Source organism: Streptomyces manipurensis (genome assembly GCF_049570255.1).
GTDB classification, from domain to species: Bacteria; Actinomycetota; Actinomycetes; order Streptomycetales; family Streptomycetaceae; genus Streptomyces; species Streptomyces manipurensis.
In genome coordinates this window covers 7397204-7413393 of sequence record NZ_CP186950.1, presented here as the reverse complement: position 1 = coordinate 7413393, position 16190 = coordinate 7397204, and the positions used below count along the sequence as shown (strand labels likewise).

The window sequence follows — 16190 nt, the reverse complement described above, 5'->3', positions numbered from 1 at the left end:
CCCCGCGGCGCATAGGCTGGACCGATCATGAGCGACGAAGCCCCCGCCCCGCCGCCCGCCCGGTCCCGCCTCCGGCGGGCCGGCGGCGTACCGGCCCAGCTCGCCACGGCCCTGCGCACCCCGGCCCGGACCGCGCAGCCCCTGTTCGCACAGGCACCGAAGGCCTGGCAGCGGCTGCTCCCCCACGCCGTCGTCGGGATCTTCGTGGTGACCCTGCTGCCGGTGACGATCACCGTGCTCACCGACGACTACGGGGCGGCCGGCGGCTGGGCGGGCGCCCTCGGGGTGGCGCAGACCGTACCGCTGCTGCTCGCCCTGACCCGCCCGCTGCCCGCGTGGCTGCTGGTCCTGGGGGCGGACGTCCTGGGGGCGCTGCTGCTGACGCGGGCCGACGAGGTCGGCGGGCACGCCTGGCCGTGGCCGCCGATGACCCTGATCGGCTACCTGGTGCTGATGGCCTGTATGGGCCTGCGCGAGTCCGTCCGGACCCTGGTGGGCGTCTGGCTCGCGACCGGCGCGGTCTCCTTGGTGCTCGCCCTCTTCCGGCCCGCGGGCACGACGGACACCTCCGCCCTGCTGTTCGTGCTCAGCGGGACCGTGCTGGCCCTCACCGGGGCGCTGCGCGGTCTCGGGGACGCCCGGCAGCGGATCGCCGAGCAGGAGGTCATCAGCGAGGCGGAGCGGTCGCGGCGCACGCTGCTGGAGGAACGGGCCCGGATCGCGCGCGAGCTGCACGACGTGGTGGCCCACCACATGTCGGTGATCACCGTGCAGGCGGATTCCGCGCCGTACCGGATCGCGGGCATGCCGGAGCCGGTGCGGGAGGAGTTCGCGGCGATCGCGGCGAGCGCGCGGGAGTCCCTCGGCGAGATGCGGCGGCTGCTGACCGTGCTGCGCGGGGACGGGACGAACGGCGGCGGCGAGGGAACGGCGCTGGCGCCGCAGCCGGGGATCGGCCGGCTCCAGCAGCTCGTGGAGGCGACCGTGCGGGCCGGGCAGCCCGTGGAACTGTCCCTCGCGGCGGGCGCGGTCGGGGTGGCGCCGCCCGCGGTGGACCTGTCGGCGTACCGGATCGTGCAGGAGGCGCTGGCCAACGTGGTGCGGCACGCGCCCGGCGCGACGACCCGGGTCGCGGTGACGGCCGACGAGGACGAGGTGCTCGTCCTCGTCGTCAACGGCCCGGCGCGCGACGCGGTGGTGGAGGTGGAGAGTTCGGGCACGGGGCACGGACTGGTCGGGATGCGGGAGCGCGTACGGTTGACCGGCGGGACCCTGGACACCGGTCCGCTGCCCGACGGAGGCTTCCGGGTGGCCGCCCGGCTGCCGCTGGGCGACGGTGCCGGTGACGGGCCGACCGGCCCGGTGGTCCCGGACGCCGCGAAGGACACGGACGAGGAGGGCAGTTGACCATCCGCGTGGTCATCGTCGACGACCAGGCCATGGTGCGGGCGGGCTTCGCCGCCCTGCTCTCCGCGCAGGCGGACATCGACGTGGTGGGCGAGGCGCCCGACGGGCGCCAGGGGGTGCAGGTGTCCCGGTCCGCGCACCCGGACGTGGTGCTCATGGACGTACGGATGCCGGAGATGGACGGTCTGACGGCGGCCCGCGAGCTCCTGGACCCCCCGCCCGGGGTCGTGCACCGGCCGAAGGTCCTGATGCTGACCACCTTCGACATCGACGACTACGTCTACGAGGCGCTGCGCGCCGGGGCCTCCGGTTTCCTGCTGAAGGACGCCCCGCCGGCCGACCTGATCGCGGCGGTACGGGTCGTCGCCTCGGGCGAGGCGCTGCTCGCGCCCTCGGTGACACGGCGGCTCATCGCGGACTTCGTGCAGCAGCGGCCGGCTCCCCGCAAGGACCCGTCGCTGCGGCTGAAGGGCCTGACCCCGCGGGAGACGGAGGTGCTGGAGCTGATCGCGCGCGGCCTGTCGAACCAGGAGATCGCGGCCCATCTGGTCCTGGCGGAGCAGACGGTGAAGACGCACATCGGCCGGGTGCTGGCCAAGCTGGACCTGCGGGACCGGGCGCAGGCGGTGATCTTCGCGTACGAGGCGGGCCTGGTCCGCCCCGGCGATTCCGCTTGAGGCAGGTGCGCGCGGTCCTCAGGCCGGGGTGTCGAGGCCGGTGAGGAGCCGGGCGACGTCCAGGCCGGTCCTGAGGTATTCCTCGAAGACCGGGGTGCCGAGGGCGTGGGGCGAGCGCCGGTCCCGGACGGCCGCGACGGCCTCGGACGTGCTCCGGCCGAGTACCACGAGGGCCTGGGCCACCACGAGCCCGGAGCGGTTGTGGCCCGAGTGGCACCGGACCAGGACGGTCCGGCCCCGGCCGAGGGCCTCGACGACGGTGCGCGCCAGGGCCTGGACGGCACCGATCTGCCGCGCGTCGAGCGGGCCGTCGGGGAGTTCGGCGACCAGGTGCTCGACCCCCGGGGCGGGGCCGTGGCCCGGCCGGGTCCACAGGCTGACGACCAGGTCGAACTCCCGGTCCGCGACGGCCGGGTGGCGGACGCCCAGGCGGTCGGTCCAGTGGTGGCCGCCCATCCAGAGTCCGGGGACGACCTCGTTCCACGGTTCGGTCGGCTCGGGCGTGCCGCGGCCCTTCTGCCGTGTCCTCACTGCGCTCCTCGTACGAAGCCGACGCCCTCGTCCTCGCGGAGGGTGGCGTGCGCGGTCCGGGCGGGCCGGCGGCCCGTTCCCCCGACCATGCCATCAACCCGGGGCCGCTGTCCGCGGATCGGGCCGGCGGCCCGGTGGCCCCACCGGTCTCCACCACCCCCTACCGGGGTATGACATCCGACTTGGCTCCACGGTCGGACGTCCGCGCCGGTGTCGTGTTCCTACCTTCCCCCTCGTCACGAGGAGAGGAGAAGGGGCATGCGCCGCATCGGGAGGACACTGGTCACGGCCGCGCTGGCGGTGACCGTCGTCGGGGGGACCGCGGGCTGGGCGTCCGGCGACCGGCAGACCGCGGTGACCGGGCCGCCTCCGGGCACCGCCGCCTGGCGGTCCGACTCCGTGTCCGGGCGGCCGCTGCCCGATCCGGAGACGGCCGCGCCGGCCGAGGTGGCCCGCTTCTTCGACGGCCTGGACGACGGCGCCCTGCAGCAACTGCTGCGGGCCCACCCTCTGGTGGTGGGCAATCTGGACGGAGCCCCGCTCGCCCTGCGCTACGAGGCCAACCGGATCGCGGTCGTCGCGACGGGCGAGGCCCGCTACGCCTCCCTGGCCACCCCCGGCCGCAGGATCCTGGCCTTCGACCCGCGCGGGCGCGGTCAGGTCGCCGAGGTGTTCGGGGACCTGGAGCGTGCGGAACACGTCGCGGTGATCGTGCCCGGGTCGGACAACGACGCCACCGCGCACGACGCCCCGCACCGGGCGCACACCGGGCCCGCCGGGATGGCCCGGTCACTGCGGACGGCGACCGGCGGAGCAGTGGCTGTCGTCGCGTGGACCGGGTACACCACCCCGGTCGGCGTCGGACTGGACGCGGCCGACGGCCGGCTGGCCGAGGGCGGGGCGGTCCGGCTGGCCCGCTTCACCACCGGTCTGGACGCGGTGGGCACCCCCGACCCGGTGCTGTTCTGCCACAGCTACGGGTCGGTGGTCTGCGGGCTGGCGGCGCACGACACGGACGCCTCCGACGTGGTGGCCTTCGGCTCCCCGGGGATGCGGGCCGGCAGCGCGGCCGCCCTGCACACCGGCGCCCGGGTGTGGGCGGCCCGGGGGCCGTCGGACTGGATCGCGGACGTCCCGCACGTCCGCGTCGGCGGGCTCGGGCACGGTACGGACCCGGCCTCGGCCGCCTTCGGCGCCCGCCCGGTGCCCGCGGGTGACGTGCGGGGCCACGCCGGCTACTTCGCCCCCGGCTCCCGGTCCCTGGCGACCTTCGCCGCGATCGCGAAGGGGGAGTCCCGGTGAACCAGGACGTCCAGGCGGCCCCTCCGGCGCGCTCCACCCCGGCCGGCCGGCTGCGCGCCGCCGCCGAACGCATCGACCGGCGCACGCCCGCCCGCCGCGACCGGGCCGTCGACGGGCTGCGCGCGCTGGCGCTGCTGGCGGTGCCGACCGGGCACTGGCTGCTCGGAGGATTCACCCTCGACGGCGACGGCGGCCTGCACAACGCCAGTCCGCTGTCCGCGTTCGGCGTGCTGGCCCCGGCGAGCTGGGTGCTGCAGATGCTCGGCATCTTCTTCCTCGTCGGCGGCTACGCCTCGGCACTGTCCTACCGGCGGCGTCCGGGATCGGCCCGGGCCTGGCTGCGGGGGCGGATCGTCCGTCTGGGGCGGCCGGTGCTCGGCGTCACCGCGGTATGGGCGCTGGCCGCGCCCGTGCTGTACGCGGCGGGGGTGCCGGAGGCGTCGCTCCGGACGGGCGCGACGCTGGTGATCCAGCCGCTGTGGTTCGTCGGGGTGTACGTCGTGGTCACGGCCCTGACCCCGTACTGCGTCCGGGCGGCACGCCGTCTCGGCGGGTGGGCTGCCGCCCCGCTGCTGCTCTCGGTGGCCGTCGTGGACCTGCTGCGCTACGGGCCCGCCGCCGGCGCGGTGCCCTCCTGGATCGCGGTGCTGAACATCCTGCCGGGCTGGCTGTTCGCGTACCAGCTGGGCGTCTCGTGGGGCGAGGGGCGGATCGGGCGGCGCGGGGCGCGGCTGCTGGCCGTCGGCGGGGTGCTGCTCTTCGCGGTGCTGCTCGCGGTGTTCCACTACCCGGCGTCGATGGTGGGCGTCCCGGGTGCGGAGCGGACCAACTCGCATCCTCCGTCACTGCTGGTCCTGGCGCTGGCCGCGGCGCAGTCGGGGGCGGCGATCCTGGTCCGCGACCGGCTGGCGCGGCTGCTGTCCCGGCCCGCGGTGTGGGCTCCGGTGGTCGTGGTCAACCTGTGTGCCATGACCATCCTGTGCTGGCACCAGACGGCCATGCTGGCCGCGGCGGTGCCGGCTTCGTTCGCGGGCGGGGTGGCCGGGCTGACCACCGCTCCGGACACCGCGGCGTGGATCGCGGCGCGCATCGCCTGGATGCCCGTGTTCGCGGTGCTGCTGGTGGGCATCGCCCGCTGGGCGCGGAGGTTCGAGGCGCCGCCGGCGCCGGCGCGGGGGCGCGGGGCGCCGGCGGCGCGCCGGGCCGTGGCCGGGCTGCTGGCGGCGGGGTTCGCGGTGTTCGCCCTCGGTCTCGCGTGACGGCCGGTACGGCCCCGGACACGACGAGAGCGCCGCTCCCCTGACGGAGCGGCGCTCAGGTCATACCGGCGGCGGACGCCGTGGATGCCGTGGTGTCAGGCGATCGACGCGGCCACGATCGCCGCGACGGCCAGGTTGCACGCGGAGGAGACCCACACCGCCGGGTGCGGCTCGGGGTCGACGACGATCGCACCGAGCTTGCCCGGGGTGGCAATGTCCAGCACCAGGAAGGCCACCGCCATCAGGACCAGGCCGAGGACGCCGAAGGCCGCGGTGGACAGCAGGCCCTTGCCGAAGTCGTCGTAGGTGGTCCAGATCGAGGTGAAGACGATGCCGCCGATGCCGAGCAGCGCGGAGCTGAGGAACAGGGCCGCGTTGCGGTTGCGCTCCTCCCAGATCTGCTTCGGGAGCTTCCCGGGCGTCAGCACGTCCACGAGCACGATGCCGAGGATCAGCAGGACCAGACCGAGGGCGCCGTAGGCGCTGGTGCGGCCAAGTCCGTTGATGATGTCGCTCATTGAGAAGCCTGTCTCCGGGTGGGTGGGAAGATACGAGCCGTGGGGAGGCCGAATCTATCGCACGGCTCTCCGGCGGACCATGGGGAGGTCGGCAAATTGACGGAGGTCAGGGCCGCGCGGGCGGCCGAGGCGGGGGCGCTGACGGCGCTGGTGATGCGGTCCAAGGCGCACTGGGGCTACGACGCCGCGCACCTGGCCGCGTGCGCTCCGGAGCTGCTGATCCGGCCGGAGGAGGTGTCCACGCGCCGGATCCTCGTCGCCGAGGACGCACGCGGGCTGCTCGGGGTCGCCTCCCTGGAGGGCTCCGCCCCGCGGGCGCGGCTGGGACTGCTCTTCGTGGAGCCGTCCGCGATCGGGCAGGGGGTGGGGCGGCTGCTGTACCGGGAGGTGCTGCGCCGGGCCGTCGAACTGGGCGTGCGCCACCTGGTCATCGACTCCGATCCGCACGCGGCCGGCTTCTACCGGGCGATGGGGGCGGTGGCCGCACCCTCCGGGCAGGACGCGGGGCTTCCGGCCCCGGCCCCTCCCCTGCTCCGGTTCGCCACGGAGCCGGTCCCCCTCGCCGACTGGGCGCGGGCCTGGACCGGTGGCAGGCCGGCCGTGCACATGGGCAATGTCGCGGAGTTCAACGCGCAGTTCGCGGACTCCTCCCTCGGCCGCGCGCAGCCGGCCGCGGACCACTACGCCTGCCTGGCGGCCTTCTACAGTCCGTACCCGGCGGCCCTGGTCCTCCCGCGGGCCGTGCCCGCGGCGTGGACGGAGCGGGTCTGCCGCCGGCTGGGGTGGACGGGCGTCGAGGTGTACGACGGTCTGGCGGAGCGGGGTACGGGGCTCAGCGAGGCGGTACGGGCCCGCCCGGCGCTGGCCGCGCTGCTGACCGGGGCCGGGCGGACCCTCGTACCGTGGGGCCGCACCCGGGCGTTCGCCGAGCTGGCCGGTCCGCCGTGGCGGCCCGGGGAGCTGTCGTACGAGTCGAAGCACGCGGCGCACGGGCTGTTCGAGCGGATCCTGTCGGGGGGAGGGCACCCGGGCATCGTGCTCCCGCGGCAGTGGCGGACCACGACCCGGTGGGCGGCGGCCCGGCTGCTGGCGGCCCGCACCCGGGCGGGCGAGGGCACCGTCCTGAAGTCCGAGCACGGGGTCGGGGGTTCGGGCACGACGGTCGTGACGGCCGCGCGGGTCCGGGCCGCGGGTGGAGCCCGGGCGGTACTGCGGGCGCTGCCGCGAGGGCCGCTGCTGGTGGAGGAGTTCGTCGGCCGCCCGGACGGGGACGCGGACGGCCCGCGGGACCTGACGTACGACGGGTTCGTGGACGGCGCGGGCCGGGTGCACGAGGTCGGCGCGGCGCTGATGGACGTCGTGGACGGCTGCTACCGCGGAGCCACCGTGGGCCCCGGGGCGGTGCCCGAGGGGGTGCGGGAGCCGCTGCTCGCCTTCGGGGCGGCCGTGGGGCGGGAGCTGGCGGCCTCCGGCTACCGGGGCTGGTTCGACGTGGACTTCGTGGTGGACGGCTCGGGCCGGCTCGCGCCGACCGAGACCAACCTCCGGCTGACCGGCCCGTCGGTCGCCTTCATGGTGGCGGCCCGGCTCGACGTGCTGCGGGGTGCGGGGCACCTGGTCCGCGTCGCCGACCGGGTGGAGCTGGGGGCGCGGCTGCCGGAGGCGCAGCTGGAGGAGCTGTGGGCCCGCCTGGACCGGGGCTGTGCGGAGCTCGGGGCGGTGTTCGTCCCCGCGGTCCCGACGGGCGCCTTCGAGCCGTCTCCCTGGATGGGGGTGCTGGTGGCCGCGCGCAGCCGGGAGGTGCTGGACGCGGCCGAGCGGCTGGTGCGGTCCGGGGCGCGGGCCGTCGGGGAGATGTTCGGGCCCGCGGAGACCGGCGGGTGAGGGCGGTGGCGGTGGATCACCGCCCCGCGGGCGGCCGGTTCAGCTCCGGTCCTCGAAGTCGAAGGGGGAGGGCGGCCGGCGGGTGAGGTACCGGACCACGACGAACGCGGCGATCATCAGCGGGATGTTGAAGGCGTAGACGAGGAGGGCCTGGAGCGGCCAGTCCTGTTTGGCCGCCAGCCGGTAGGCGTTGTCCTGCGGCCACCACGCCAGCAGGAGGTAGCTCGTCGCGAGGTGCACGGCCCGGGTCCAGCGGTCGGGCCTGCCACGCTCCCGGCGCACCAGCAGGCGGTAGCCGGTGAGGAGGAAGGCGAGCCCGGCCCCGAAGGAGAGGCTCTCGGCCACGTAGAGGAGGAAGAAGAGGGCAGCCCAGGGGTAGGGCACGGCGGAGAGGTCGGTCGATCCGGGCCAGACGACCCGGGTGAGCAGCAGGGTCAGGAATCCGATGACGACCGCCAGGCATCCGCCCAGCAGGCCGTTGGCCAGGGGCAGCGCCCCGGTGGCGGGCCGCCCGGTGAACTTGCTGCCGTACTGAACGGTCCCCTCGGCGGGGGGCCGGGTGGGCAGGGGCAGCGCCGAACGGTCCTCCTGGCCGCCCCGGTTGCGCGGCAGGGCCCGCAGCCGGACGACGATCTGCGGGGACACCTCCCTGATGACGACTCCGGCCAGGTGGTCGCGCAGGCCCTCCACCGAGGGGAGCGGGGCGGAGGCGTCCCAGGCCGGGTCGCCGGGCGGCGGGGCCACGTAGGCGACGAACCGCGGCTCGCCCGCCTTGTCGACGCGGGCCAGGACGGCAGCGCCGATCCCCGGATGGGTGCGGATGGCGGCCTCGACGGCGTGCGGCTCGAAGTGGCCGTCGGGCAGGTCGATGCGGTGCCGGACCCGGCCGGCGTACTCCAGGAGGCCGTCGGGGCGCAGCGTTCCGACGTCGCCGGTGGGGACGGCGTCCCCGCCGCCGGGCGGGGTCAGGTGTATCTCCCCGTCCCGCAGGTCCACCGCGCAGCCGGCGAAGGGGGTGCCGAGGAGGGAGAGACGTTCGGGTGCGGCGACGGGGGCGGGCAGTTGCCCGAGCTCGAAGCTGGTGCCCACGCCGGCGCTCTCGGTGAGGCCGTAGACGTTGAGGACCCGCACGCCGGGGCGCAACCGGGCCTGGAGGGCGTCCAGTTCGTCGAGGTGCAGGCGGTCCCCGGTGACGGTCACCAGCCGTAGCCAGCGCAGGGGCCGGGGGCCGGTCCCTCGGTCCGTGGCGTGCGGCCGGTGGCCGTCGACCACCAGCGAGCCGATGCCGGCCGGATCCGCGTGCAGGACGGTGACCCGGTGGCCCTCGACGGCCGAGCGGACCGGGTGGGGGTTGCCGGCGGGCCAACAGGGCGTCGAGGGCAGGACGAGGGCGCCGCCGGAGCACAGGGCCCTCGTCCAGCCCGCGGCGAAGGCGGTGACGTCCGGCCGGGCGGTGATCAGGTGCCGGTCCTGCGGGGTCAGCCGGGCGAGGTCGGCCCACCCCCGGTACGCGGCGAGGAGCAGGGCGTGGCCGACGGGGACCGGGCGGGGCGCGTCGCCCGCGGTGAACAGGACGGCGGCGCGGGCCGCGGCCGGTCCGGCGGGGCCGTCGGCGGCCGCCGCCCGGCCGGAGGCCTCCGCGGGATCGGGGGCGTAGCCGGGCCGGGCGGCGATCGCCGCGGCCTCCTCGTCGGGCCGGATCGTGCGCAGTCCCGAGCCGGTGTCGAGGGGGGCCCGGTGCTGTTCCGGGGTGAGCAGCGCGAACGGCGAGAAGGCCTGGAGCTGCGCCAGTTGGTGCCGGCCGGTGCGGGGTGTCTCGGCGTCGACGACCGCGTAGACCCCGCCCGCCTTCAGGACGGCGAGGACGGCCGTGACCAGGTCGGCCTGCCAGGTGGCCCCGATCGCGACGAGGCCGCCCTCCGGCAGTCCCGCGGCGAGCAGATGGTGCGCCAGCCGGTTGGCCCGCTCGTCGAGTTCGCCGTAGGTGAGGCTCTGCCGGTTCGTGATGAGGGCGGGCTCGCCCGGGGTGTCCCGGGCCCACCGTTCGAAGAGGTGCAGGACGGTGTCGGTGGCGCCGTCCGCGGTGCGGGCGGACTCGTATCCCTGCGTCATGGACCGATGATGCCACCGGGGGCCGACAGCGGTGGCGGACCGCGCATTTCCGTCGTACGAGCGGGAGTTGGCTCCCGCGGGGGTTTCGGTGCCGAAGCCTTGACCTCGAGTTCGGTCGAGGTCCTAGCGTGCGGGTCATGGACATGGAAGTCACCGCCTGGACATCGATGCACAGCGCCGTCACCGCCCAGCAGGACCGCCGCCCGCTCTCGCGGGCCGGTCTGCGCCGCGTGGCCGCGTTCGCCCGCCCGCACCGCCGCGGGATCGCCCTCTTCCTCCTGCTGAGTGTCGTGACCGCGCTGCTCGCGGTCGCCACCCCGGTCCTCGCCAGCCGGGTCGTCACCGCCATCGTGGACGGCCGGGACAGCGCGGCCGTGGTCCGGCTCGCCCTGCTCATCGCCCTGATCGCGGTGGCCGAGGCGGCGCTGGGGCTGCTGGCCCGCAGGCTCTCCGCGACCCTCGGCGAGGGCCTCATCCTGGACCTGCGGACCGCGGTCTTCGACCACGTGCAGCGGATGCCCGTCGCGTTCTTCACCAGGACCCGGACCGGAGCCCTGGTGAGCCGCCTCAACAACGATGTGATCGGCGCCCAGCGGGCGTTCGCCAACACCCTGTCGGGGGTGGTCGGGAACACCGTGACCCTGCTGCTGACCCTCACCGTGATGCTGAGCCTCTCCTGGCAGATCACCCTGCTGGCACTCGCGCTGCTCCCGGTGTTCGTCGTGCCGGCCCGCCGGATGGGCGTGCGCATGGCCGCGATGCAGCGGGAGGCGGCCGCCCTGGACTCGGCGATGGGCACCCGGATGACCGAGCGGTTCTCGGCGCCCGGCGCCACGCTGGTGAAGCTGTTCGGGCGGCCCGCCGACGAGTCCGCGGAGTTCGCGCTGCGGGCGGCGCGGGTGCGGGACATCGGCGTCCGCACGGCGATGGCCCAGTCGGCCTTCATCACGGCCCTCACCCTGGTCTCCGCCCTCGCCCTGGCCCTGGTCTACGGGCTCGGCGGCTTCTACGCCCTGCGCGGGAGCCTCGACGCCGGATCCGTGGTCGCCCTCGCCCTGCTGCTCACCCGGCTGTACGCCCCGCTGACCTCGCTCGCCGGTGCCCGGGTCGAGGTGATGAGCGCGATGGTGAGCTTCGAGCGGGTCTTCGAGATCCTGGACCTCGAGCCCCTCGTCGCGGAGAAGCCGGACGCCCGGAGGGTGCCGGAGGGGCCGGTGGCCGTCGAGTTCGACCGGGTCTCCTTCGGCTACCCGTCGGCCGACAAGGTCTCCCTGGCCTCCCTGGAGGAGGTCGCCGTACTGGACGACCGGGGCGGGACCCGGGTCCTGCACGAGGTGTCCTTCCGCGCCGAACCCGGACAGATGGTCGCCCTGGTGGGCTCGTCCGGTGCGGGCAAGTCGACCGTCGCACAGCTGCTGCCCCGGCTCTACGACGCCGACGAGGGCACGGTCCGGCTCGGCGGGATCGACGTACGGGACCTGGCGGCGGACTCGATCCGCGAGACGCTCGGCATGGTCACGCAGGACGGCCACCTCTTCCACGAGTCCGTCCGCGCGAACCTGCTGCTGGCCCGGCCGGACGCCTCCGAGGAGGAGATCTGGGAGGCCCTGCGCAGGTCCCGGCTGGACGGCCTGGTCGCCTCGCTGCCGGACGGCCTGGACACGGTGGTCGGCGAGCGCGGCTACCGGCTGTCGGGCGGGGAACGGCAGCGGCTGACCATCGCCCGGCTGCTGCTGGCCCGGCAGCGCGTCGTGATCCTCGACGAGGCGACCGCGCACCTGGACTCGACCTCGGAGGCGGCGGTGCAGGAGGCGCTGGGAGAGGCGCTGGCGGGCCGCACCGCCGTGGTGATCGCGCACCGGCTGTCGACGGTGCAGAGCGCTGACCTGATCCTGGTCGTCGAGGGCGGCAGGATCGTGGAGCGGGGCACGCACTCCGAACTCCTGGCGGCGGGCGGCAGGTACGAGGAGCTGTACCGCACCCAGTTCGCGGTGTCGGGCGGCGGGGCGCCGGTGCCGGGAGCATGATGCCGGTATGGACATCAAACTCGAACTGGTCGCCGTCCCCGTCACCGATGTCGACCGCGCGAAGGCCTTCTACGAGAAGATCGGGTTCACCGCCGACCACGACGTCACGGTCAGCGAGGACATCCGCTTCGTCCAGCTGACCCCGCCGGGGTCGGCCTGCTCGATCGCGCTCGGCAAGGGCCTCACCCGCATGACCCCGGGGTCCCTCGACAACATGCAGGTCGTCGTCGCCGACATCGAGGAGGCGTACGAGGACCTGCGGGGCCGGGGGGTCGAGGTGACCGAGATCCAGGACCTGCCCTGGGGGTCCTTCGTGTACTTCTCCGACCCGGACGGCAACGGATGGGCCGTCCAGCAGATCACCCCGCGCCAAGCGGCCCCGGCGGACCCGGGATCCGCCGGAGCCTGACCGCGGCCGCCGCCACCGGCACCCGTCACGGCAGCGCCGCGGGGCCGGGCTCGGAAGGAGCCCGGCCCCGCGGCGCGGTCCGCCCGGTACCCGGTGAGGTCAGGCCTGCGCCGCCGCGTGGTGGTGGTCGAGCTCCCAGGCGTGGTGCTTGAACTCGTGGAGGAAGTCGGCGTGGTCCTCCCACTGGCGGGCGATCCCGCGCAGGACGTCCCAGTGGTGCTCGACGGACTGGTCGATGACGCGGCGCACGGCCGGTTCGGCGGTCTCCCGCTGTTCGATGAGGCCCTTGACGGCGGAGGCCTCCAGGACGGAGTTGCGCAGGGCGCGCAGCGCGCGGGAGGTGTCGTCCATGGCGAATCCGTGTTCGCTGCCCGTCGCCTCGTCGAACAGCGGAGTGAGCCGCGCCTCGAGGAATGCGGTGATGCGCTCGAAGTGCTGCACGTCCATCGGGGGCTCCTTCTCCTGCCGGGGATCCACGGGTCTCCGGCGCCTGCACTGTTCCTGGTTCCTGCCGTTCGCCGCCATTATGGCGAAGGCCCCGCACCCGGACGGCCACCGGCCGCCCAGGGAGGAGGAGTACGACGATGAGTGAGGGACCGCCCTCCGGATCCGGCTCGCCCCGGACCCCGTGGACACCGGAGCGGTTCGCCGCCGCAACGCCCGCGCCGTGGCCCGCCCATGAACCCCTCCGGCCGCGCCCGCCGGAAGCGCCCCGTCCGCTGGACGGGGCCCCGGTCCGGGTCGCGCGGTCGGGCCGGCCCGTCTTCTGGGTCCTCGATGCGGCGACTGCGGGCCCCGGAGCGGTCCGGCACGGGCTGCGGCTGCTGCTGGGCGCGGAGTTCGGCGTGCCGCCGGAGCGGCCGGCCGTCGAGGACGGCCCCTGCGAACGCTGCGGGGCCGTGCACGGCATGATCGCCACGGACGGCGCCCGGGCGGGCGCTCCCCCGGTGTACGTGGGCCTCGCGGCGGTGGGCGCGACGGTCGTGTACGCCCTCTCGGACACCCCCGTCGGGGTCGGTGTGCCGACGGGCGGCGACGGCGGACCCGACGCCGTACGGGCCGCGCGCGCCGCGGCCAGGCGCGCGGCCTACGAGCAGCTCCTGCCGCGGGGGCGGTGCGGGGAGCCCGGGCGGGACGGCCCGATGGACCTCGCCCGTCTGGCCGTGCCCGGGGCGCCGGCCGCGGTCGCCGTGTGGAGCACCGGCCCGTGGCCCGCTCCGCGCCCGCCCGGCGAGCGCGCCCCGTACCGCAGGAGCAGGCGGCACCAAGCCTGACCGGTCCTCTCAGGGGGCCAGCACGTCCAGTTCCTCCAGGGCGCCCACCGCGATCCGGCGGGTCAGGGCCTCCGCGCGTGCGGCGTCGCCCTCGCGGACCGCCTCCGCCACCTGGACGTGCAGGGTGACCGCTGCGGGGTCGGGGTCGTGGAACATCACCCGGTGTTCGGTGCGGCCGGTCAGGACCTCGGCCACCACGTCGCCGAGCCGGGCGAACATCTCGTTCCCGGAGGCGTTCAGCACGACGCGGTGGAAGGCGATGTCGTGGTGGAGGTAGCCGTCGAGCTGGTGGCCGCGCGAGGTGCGGACCATGCCGAGGGCGGCCTCGGTGAGCTCGGCGCACTGCTGCGGCGTGGCCAGGGTCGCGGCCAGGCCCGCCGCGACCGGTTCGATCGCCGAACGCAGCACGGTGAGGGAGCGCAGCTGGCGGGGGCGGTCGGGGCCGGCCAGCCGCCAGCGGATCAGCCGGGGGTCGTAGACGTTCCACTCGTCGGCCGGACGGACCGTGACGCCGACCCTGCGCCGTGACTCGACCAGGTGCATCGACTCCAGGACGCGGACGACCTCGCGGACCACGGTGCGGGAGGCGTCGAAGGCTCCGGCGATCTCGTCGGTGCGCAGGACGCTGCCCGGGGGGTGCTCCCCCGCGGCGATGGCGAGGCCGAGGGTGTCCAGCACGTGGGAGTGCAGGCCCGGTCCGGGACTGCCGTCGGTGGTCATGGCGTAAGCGTACGATCACGCTCCCGCCGGTGAAAGATGCGACGTTTTTCACCTGACTCTTGAATACGTAGTACTTAATGCGCTTCAGTGGGGCCCACGAACCGATGTCGACGAGGACAGCGAGGTGGACGGCGTGAGCACCCAGCGCGTCATTGTGGTGATGGGCGTGGCCGGTACGGGCAAGACGACCGTGGGCAGACTGCTCGCGCAGTCGCTCGGCGTCCCGTACGCGGAGGGCGACGCCTTCCATCCCGCGGCGAACGTCGCCAAGATGTCGGCCGGTGTCCCCCTGGACGACACGGACCGGCAGCCGTGGCTGGAGGCCATCGGCGAGTGGATCCGCAACCGGGCCGGGCACAGCGGCGGTGTGGTCGCCGCCTCCTCCCTCAAGCGCGCCTACCGCGACCGGCTGCGCGCCGCCGCCCCCGGGGCGGTGTTCGTCCACCTGACCGGCGACCGCCCCCTCATCGAGCAGCGGATGGCGGACCGCAGGGGCCACTTCATGCCCACCACCCTCCTGGACTCGCAGTTCGCGACGCTGGAACCGCTCCAGGACGACGAACCCGGCGTGGTCGTCGAGGTGTCCGGCACCCCGGAGGAGATCACCGAACGGGCGGTCACCGCCCTCGACCGGCTCAGCACACCGAAGAACTGAGGAATCGTCACCGTGACAGGTCTCACCGTCGAGACACTGGCAGCGGGCACCGCACCCATCACCTCGGCCGGGAACGCCCGGCTGGGGGTGGCCGTCCTCGCGGGTATCGCCGTCATCGTCCTGCTCATCACCCGGCTCAAGCTGCACGCGTTCCTGGCCCTGACGGTCGGTTCCCTTGCGCTCGGGGTCTTCGCCGGAGCCCCGCTCGCCAAAACCATCACCAGCTTCACCGCGGGGCTGGGTGCCACGGTCGCGGGAGTCGGCGTGCTGATCGCCCTCGGCGCGATCCTCGGCCGGCTACTCGCGGACTCGGGCGGCGCGGACGAGATCGTCGACACCATCCTGGCCCGGGCCCGGGGCCGGGCCATGCCGTGGGCGATGGTGCTCATCGCGTCGGTGATCGGACTGCCGCTCTTCTTCGAGGTCGGCATCGTGCTGCTGATCCCCGTGGTGCTGCTCGTGGCCAAGCGCGGCAACTACTCCCTGATGCGCATCGGCATACCCGCCCTGGCCGGACTGTCGGTCATGCACGGGCTGATACCCCCGCACCCGGGCCCCCTGGTCGCCGTCGACGCCCTCCACGCGAACCTCGGCGTCACCCTCGCGCTCGGCGTGGTCGTCGCCGTCCCGACCGTGATCATCGCCGGGCCCCTGTTCTCCCGCTACGCGGCACGCTGGGTGGACATCCCGGCTCCCGAGCGCATGATCGAGCAGCAACGCCCGTCGGACGCCCCGGAGCACCGGCCCCGTTTCGGGGCGACGGTCCTCACCGTGCTGCTGCCGGTGGCGCTGATGCTCGTCAAGGCCCTGGTCGACATCGTCGTGGACGACCCGGAGAACCCCGTGCAACGGGTCACCGACGTCATCGGCTCCCCGCTGATCGCCCTGCTGTCGGCGGTCCTGGTGGGCATGGTCACCCTGGGCCGGGCCGCGGGCTTCACCAAGGAACGCATCTCGGCGACGGTCGAGAAGTCGCTCGCCCCGATCGCCGGCATCCTGCTGATCGTGGGAGCGGGCGGCGGCTTCAAGCAGACGCTCATCGACGTCGGCACCGGTCAGATGATCATGGACATCTCGGAGAACTGGGCGGTGCCCACCCTCCTGCTGGCCTGGCTGATCGCGGTGGCGATCCGCCTGGCGACGGGCTCGGCGACGGTCGCCACCATCTCGGCCGCCGGTCTGGTGGCACCGCTCGCCGCCGACATGTCGACCACCGGGACCGCGCTGCTGGTCCTCGCCATCGGGGCGGGATCGCTCTTCTTCAGCCACGTCAACGACGCCGGCTTCTGGATGGTGAAGGAGTACTTCGGGATGTCCGTCGGACAGACCCTGAAGACCTGGTCGGTGATGGAGACGGTCATCTCGGTGGTCGGCCTCGGCTGCGTGCTCCTGCTGTCCCTGGTGCTCTGACGGCC

General features: G+C 74.8%; 15 protein-coding genes. 10 read left to right on the top strand and 5 right to left on the bottom strand.

Features of this window, described 5'->3' with window-relative positions; translation table 11 throughout:
- The first annotated feature begins 27 nt into the window (after positions 1–27).
- Positions 28–1407, top strand: a complete 1380-nt coding sequence (locus ACPU2J_RS33810; RefSeq protein WP_420078233.1) for a sensor histidine kinase — start codon at positions 28–30, stop codon at positions 1405–1407.
- On the top strand, positions 1404–2084 hold the full coding sequence (locus ACPU2J_RS33805; RefSeq protein ID WP_361606332.1) for a response regulator: 681 nt from the start codon (positions 1404–1406) through the stop codon (positions 2082–2084). The genes ACPU2J_RS33810 and ACPU2J_RS33805 overlap by 4 nt, the downstream gene beginning before the upstream one ends.
- Before the next feature lie 18 nt (positions 2085–2102).
- On the opposite strand, the gene ACPU2J_RS33800 is transcribed toward ACPU2J_RS33805, so the two are convergent.
- Positions 2103–2615 carry a protein-tyrosine phosphatase family protein gene (locus ACPU2J_RS33800; protein ID WP_420078234.1) on the bottom strand — a complete coding sequence of 171 codons (513 nt, stop codon included), beginning with the start codon at positions 2613–2615 and terminating at the stop codon, positions 2103–2105.
- 258 nt (positions 2616–2873) lie between these two features.
- Between ACPU2J_RS33800 and ACPU2J_RS33795 the strand changes: the two genes are divergently transcribed.
- The gene (locus ACPU2J_RS33795) at positions 2874–3917 is read left to right on the top strand and encodes an alpha/beta hydrolase (RefSeq protein ID WP_423834771.1); all 1044 of its coding nucleotides are present in this window, start codon (positions 2874–2876) and stop codon (positions 3915–3917) included.
- A gap of 50 nt (positions 3918–3967) precedes the next feature.
- Positions 3968–5176, top strand: coding sequence for an acyltransferase family protein (locus tag ACPU2J_RS33790; protein WP_420082274.1), 1209 nt, complete (start codon positions 3968–3970; stop codon positions 5174–5176).
- 95 nt (positions 5177–5271) lie between these two features.
- On the opposite strand, the gene ACPU2J_RS33785 is transcribed toward ACPU2J_RS33790, so the two are convergent.
- Positions 5272–5694 (bottom strand): DUF350 domain-containing protein, encoded by a 423-nt coding sequence (locus ACPU2J_RS33785; protein ID WP_420078236.1) that lies wholly within the window; start codon positions 5692–5694, stop codon positions 5272–5274.
- A gap of 96 nt (positions 5695–5790) precedes the next feature.
- Here ACPU2J_RS33785 and ACPU2J_RS33780 point away from each other — a divergent pair, with 96 nt between their 5' ends.
- Positions 5791–7578, top strand: a complete 1788-nt coding sequence (locus ACPU2J_RS33780) for a GNAT family N-acetyltransferase (RefSeq protein WP_420078237.1) — start codon at positions 5791–5793, stop codon at positions 7576–7578.
- Positions 7579–7617: 39 nt separating this feature from the next.
- Here ACPU2J_RS33780 and ACPU2J_RS33775 read toward each other — a convergent pair whose 3' ends face one another.
- Positions 7618–9690, bottom strand: a complete 2073-nt coding sequence (locus ACPU2J_RS33775) for an AMP-binding protein (protein ID WP_420078238.1) — start codon at positions 9688–9690, stop codon at positions 7618–7620.
- A 137-nt stretch (positions 9691–9827) separates the two neighbouring features.
- On the opposite strand from ACPU2J_RS33775, the gene ACPU2J_RS33770 reads away from it, so the two are divergent.
- Both ACPU2J_RS33770 and ACPU2J_RS33765 read left to right on the top strand, forming a co-directional pair.
- A complete protein-coding gene (locus tag ACPU2J_RS33770; protein WP_389077066.1) occupies positions 9828–11717 on the top strand; it encodes an ABC transporter ATP-binding protein in 1890 nt (629 codons plus the stop codon).
- Positions 11718–11724: 7 nt separating this feature from the next.
- A complete protein-coding gene (locus tag ACPU2J_RS33765) occupies positions 11725–12126 on the top strand; it encodes a VOC family protein (protein ID WP_399819287.1) in 402 nt (133 codons plus the stop codon).
- A gap of 99 nt (positions 12127–12225) precedes the next feature.
- Here the strand turns inward: ACPU2J_RS33765 and ACPU2J_RS33760 are convergent, their stop codons facing one another.
- Positions 12226–12573, bottom strand: coding sequence for a hypothetical protein (locus ACPU2J_RS33760; protein ID WP_365075371.1), 348 nt, complete (start codon positions 12571–12573; stop codon positions 12226–12228).
- 137 nt (positions 12574–12710) lie between these two features.
- On the opposite strand from ACPU2J_RS33760, the gene ACPU2J_RS33755 reads away from it, so the two are divergent.
- Positions 12711–13400: a hypothetical protein gene (locus tag ACPU2J_RS33755; RefSeq protein ID WP_423834770.1), complete on the top strand. Its 690-nt coding sequence runs from the start codon at positions 12711–12713 to the stop codon at positions 13398–13400.
- A 9-nt stretch (positions 13401–13409) separates the two neighbouring features.
- Here the strand turns inward: ACPU2J_RS33755 and ACPU2J_RS33750 are convergent, their stop codons facing one another.
- A complete protein-coding gene (locus ACPU2J_RS33750; protein WP_361606302.1) occupies positions 13410–14120 on the bottom strand; it encodes a FadR/GntR family transcriptional regulator in 711 nt (236 codons plus the stop codon).
- Between the two features lie 133 nt (positions 14121–14253).
- On the opposite strand from ACPU2J_RS33750, the gene ACPU2J_RS33745 reads away from it, so the two are divergent.
- Together ACPU2J_RS33745 and ACPU2J_RS33740 are read left to right on the top strand one after the other, a co-directional pair.
- The gene (locus ACPU2J_RS33745; RefSeq protein ID WP_423834769.1) at positions 14254–14775 is read left to right on the top strand and encodes a gluconokinase; all 522 of its coding nucleotides are present in this window, start codon (positions 14254–14256) and stop codon (positions 14773–14775) included.
- A 12-nt stretch (positions 14776–14787) separates the two neighbouring features.
- Positions 14788–16185 carry a GntP family permease gene (locus ACPU2J_RS33740; protein ID WP_420078241.1) on the top strand — a complete coding sequence of 466 codons (1398 nt, stop codon included), beginning with the start codon at positions 14788–14790 and terminating at the stop codon, positions 16183–16185.
- Positions 16186–16190: the final 5 nt, after the last annotated feature.